At 69.5% G+C, this 3,843-nt stretch carries 1 protein-coding gene; it reads left to right on the top strand.

Annotation, left to right across the window (positions count from 1 at the left end; translation table 11 throughout):
* The first annotated feature begins 407 nt into the window (after positions 1-407).
* Positions 408-3,674, top strand: coding sequence for a family 78 glycoside hydrolase catalytic domain (locus QR77_RS02930; protein WP_201778784.1), 3,267 nt, complete (start codon positions 408-410; stop codon positions 3,672-3,674).
* Positions 3,675-3,843 lie beyond the last annotated feature (169 nt).

Raw genomic sequence — 3,843 nt, 5'->3', positions numbered from 1 at the left:
CGGGAGACCTCGGTGCCGGAGGGGCCCGTGCTGTCGGTCGTGGTCACGCCGTCGTCCATCGAGGTCTCCTTCGTGGGCCGGAGCGGCGGCCCACGGAGCGGCGTGCGCCGTTCCGGCTGAAAGGTTCTGCATGGCTGAAAGGTTTCAACGCCGCCGGGGGGACGCTATGGGCCCGAGCGGCTGAGCGTCAATCCCCGTGCGTCGATGTTCCGAACCCGGCCGGGACCGCGCGCCGTTGAGCGATGTTCCGGTGCCGATGTCTTGACGGCGCGCGGCGGAGAGGGGAGCCTGAAAAACGTTTCAATCCACGGCGGAAGGCTGCCCTCCAGTCTTCGCGCGCCCGGACTGCGGCTGATTGAGGTCTGATGTTCCGTCACCACCGGGGGACAACACCGTACTGGGCCGTTGTGGCGGCTCTCGTTGTCACTTTCTCCCTGGCGGGACTCCCGTCCGGGCCCCTCGCCGCCGCCCAGGCGGCGACCGCGCGGATCTCCGTGAGCGACCTCCGTACCGACAACACGACGCGGCCTCTCGGCACCGACAACACGCGTCCGGCCCTCAGTTGGAAGCTGCGTTCGCCGGTCAGCGGTGACCGGCAGAGCGCGTATCAGCTACGGGTCGCCGACAGCGCGGACCGGCTGAAGGACGCGGACGTCACGGACCCGGACCTCAAGGACACGGACGTCAAGCACGCGAGCGTCTGGGACAGCGGCAGGACCGCCTCAGCCGAGTCCACCGGAGTCCCTTACGGCGGACCGGCGTTGACCTCCTCGCACCGCTACTACTGGACGGTGCGGGTCTGGAACGCCCACGGGAACCCCTCCGCCTGGAGTTCCCCCTCCTGGTGGGAGACGGGCCTGCTGACCACCGCGGACTGGAAGGGCGCCCAATGGATCAGCCCCGACACCGGGGCTGACACCTCCTGGTCGGACTTCACCCTGGACACCGACTTCACCGTCGAAGCCGGTGCGGCGAGTGTGCTGTTCCGCGCCGAGGACGCCTCCAACTACTACATGTGGCAGGTCAATACGGTGACCACACCGGGGAAGGTCACACTGCGCCCCCATGTGCGGGCCGGCGGGGTCTTCACCACCCTCGGTGAGGTCGACCTCAGCCAGGTGATCGCCCCGGCGGACGCGGCGAAACCCCACCACATGAAGATCAAGGCCGACGGCGCCACGATCACCACCTGGATCGACGGGCAGCAGGTCGACTCCCGTACGGACACCGCCCACACCGGCGGCACGCTCGGCTTCCGCACCTCCACCAGCGGGAACGTCGCCGAGGACGCCCGCTACGACAATGTCGTGGTGCGCGGCCTCGACGGAACGGCCCTGTTCTCCGACGACTTCTCCACCTCGCCCGACCCGCACTTCCCCGACACGGCGATCGACGACGGACAACTCGCGCCGAAAGGCGATCCCACCCTGCTCAGCGGCGAACCCGACGCGCCGATGCTGCGGCACACCTTCACCCTCGACAAGCCGGTCGCGCGGGCCCGCGCCTACGTGTACGGCCTCGGCTTCTACGAGATGCGTCTCAACGGCGAGAAGGCCGGCGACCGGGTCCTGACCCCGGCGTCCACCCCGTACGACCGGTGCGCGCTGTACACCACGTACGACATCACCGGGAGCCTCCGGCGGGGTTCCAACGCGGTCGGGATGTGGCTCGGGAACGGCTACGGGGAGAAGTTCAGCCCGTACGGCTTCCGCTGGCTGGGCCCCAAGCAGGCCGCCATGCTGATCGAGGTCACCTATACCGACGGCTCGCACCGGAACATCACCACGGACGGCACCTGGACCTGGTCGACGGGCGCTATCACCGCCAACGACCTCTACGACGGCGAGAGTTACGACGCCCGGCTCGAACAGCACAACTGGGACAGAGCCGGTTTCGACGACTCCGCCTGGAAGCCCGTACGGACCGTTGCCGCCCCGGCGGGCAAGCTCGTGGCCGACACCATGCCGCCGATGCGGGTGACGGACACGCTGCGCGCCGTCAAGGTCACCGAACCCCGGCCCGGCGTCCGCGTCTACGACTTCGGGCAGAACATCGCGGGATGGCCGCGCCTGCGCGTCGAGGGACCCGCCGGCACCCGCGTCCGGATGCGCACGGCCGAGGAGTTGGGCCAGGACGGGATGCTCGACACGGCCACGAACAGGGACGCCGCGTCCACCGACACGTACACCCTCGCGGGCACCGGCGCGACGGAGACCTACGAACCACGCTTCGTCTACCACGGGTTCCGCTACGTCGAAGTCACCGGCTACCCGGCGGGCCCGGCCGCCGGGATGCTCGACGCCCGTGTGGTCCACGCGGACGTCGCGTCCACCGGTGACTTCAGCTCCTCCGACCCGCTGCTGAACCAGATCTGGCGGAACAACCGGTGGAGCCTGCTGAACAACTCGATGAGCACTCCCACCGACAACCCGGTGCGCGACGAGCGGACCCCTCCCGGCATGGACGTGCAGGCCTATCACGACGCGTCCACACGGGAGTTCGGCATGGACGGCTTCTACGCCAACTACCTCCAGGACATGCCGCCGGGCACCGCCTTGCCGAACGACGCGGCCAACGCGCAGCAGCCCGACATGGGCGGCGACCAGATCAGCCTGGCGTGGACGCTCTACGAGCAGTACGGCGACCGGGCGACCCTCGCGGCCGCCTACCCCGCGATGAAGACGTTCGCCGACACCAACGCCCGTGACGTGCCCGGTCACATCTGGCCGGAGAACCACGGCTTCGGCGACTGGTGCCCGCCGGACCACGGGCCAGGCGCGAACGGCGGCATGGGCGGCCCCGACGCCGGGGACTGCACCAGCGAGGTGTCGGTGGTCAACACCGCCCTGTCGTACCTCCAGGCCCTCGATGTCTCCAGGTCGGCAGAGGCGCTGGGTCACTCCGAAGAGGCGGACCACTACCGGGAGTTGGCCGCAGACATCGCCCAGGCGTTCAACGCGCGCTTCCTCGACGCGGCGGGCGACACCTACGGGGACGGCCGCCAGGTGACGAGTGTGCTCCCGCTGGCCTTCGGGATGGTGCCGGCCGAGAACGTCGCGGCGGTGGGTGAGCAGCTCGTCGACACGATTCTCCACAAGGACGACGGCCACCTGGACACCGGGATCTTCGGCACCCGCTATCTGATGGACGCCCTGTCCCGGGTGGGCCGTACCGATGTCGCGATGACGGTCCTGGACCAGAAGAGCTACCCGGGCTTCGGCTACGAGATCGGCCACGGCGCGACGAGTTCCTGGGAACAGTGGCTCTACAGCTCGGCCATGGAGACCCACGACCACGCGATGTTCGCGGGCATCAACGCCTCCCTCTACACCCGGCTGGGCGGCATCGAACCAACTGGGCCCGGATACCGCACAGTTGCCGTCGTTCCGCAGGTGCCGGAGGGCCTCGGCCAGGTGTCGGCCTCGATCGACACCGTGCGGGGGACCGTTGCCAGCTCCTGGACCAGGACGAGCGACCGGTTCGACCTGACTGTCACCGTCCCGGTCAACTCCACGGCGACCGTGGGTGTGCCGCTGTTCGGCCACGGCAGCGGGAGTGCCCGGGCCCCGAAGGGCGCTGTACTGCTGCCGGGCGGCGGCAACACGGGCCAGGACCGGGCCGGTTACACCGTCGGTTCCGGCCGCTGGCACTTCACCGTGGACCTCGGCCGCTGATCAGCCACCACGTACCGAGCACAACACTGCCGTTGGGCGACGAAAGGAAGCACCATGCCGATCAGTGGTAGCGAAGGGTCCGGGCCGAACCGGCGGGCCGTGGTGGCAGCGGGTCTGGGATCCGTGGCACTGTCCGCGACCGGGCTCTCGCTCCTCGGGGCCGGCCCCG

Origin of the sequence: Streptomyces sp. 150FB (assembly GCF_000818195.1) — a bacterium.
Taxonomy (GTDB): Bacteria; Actinomycetota; Actinomycetes; order Streptomycetales; family Streptomycetaceae; genus Streptomyces.
Note: the sequence above shows the minus strand (reverse complement) of the source record. Positions and strands in the feature narration are given on the sequence as shown.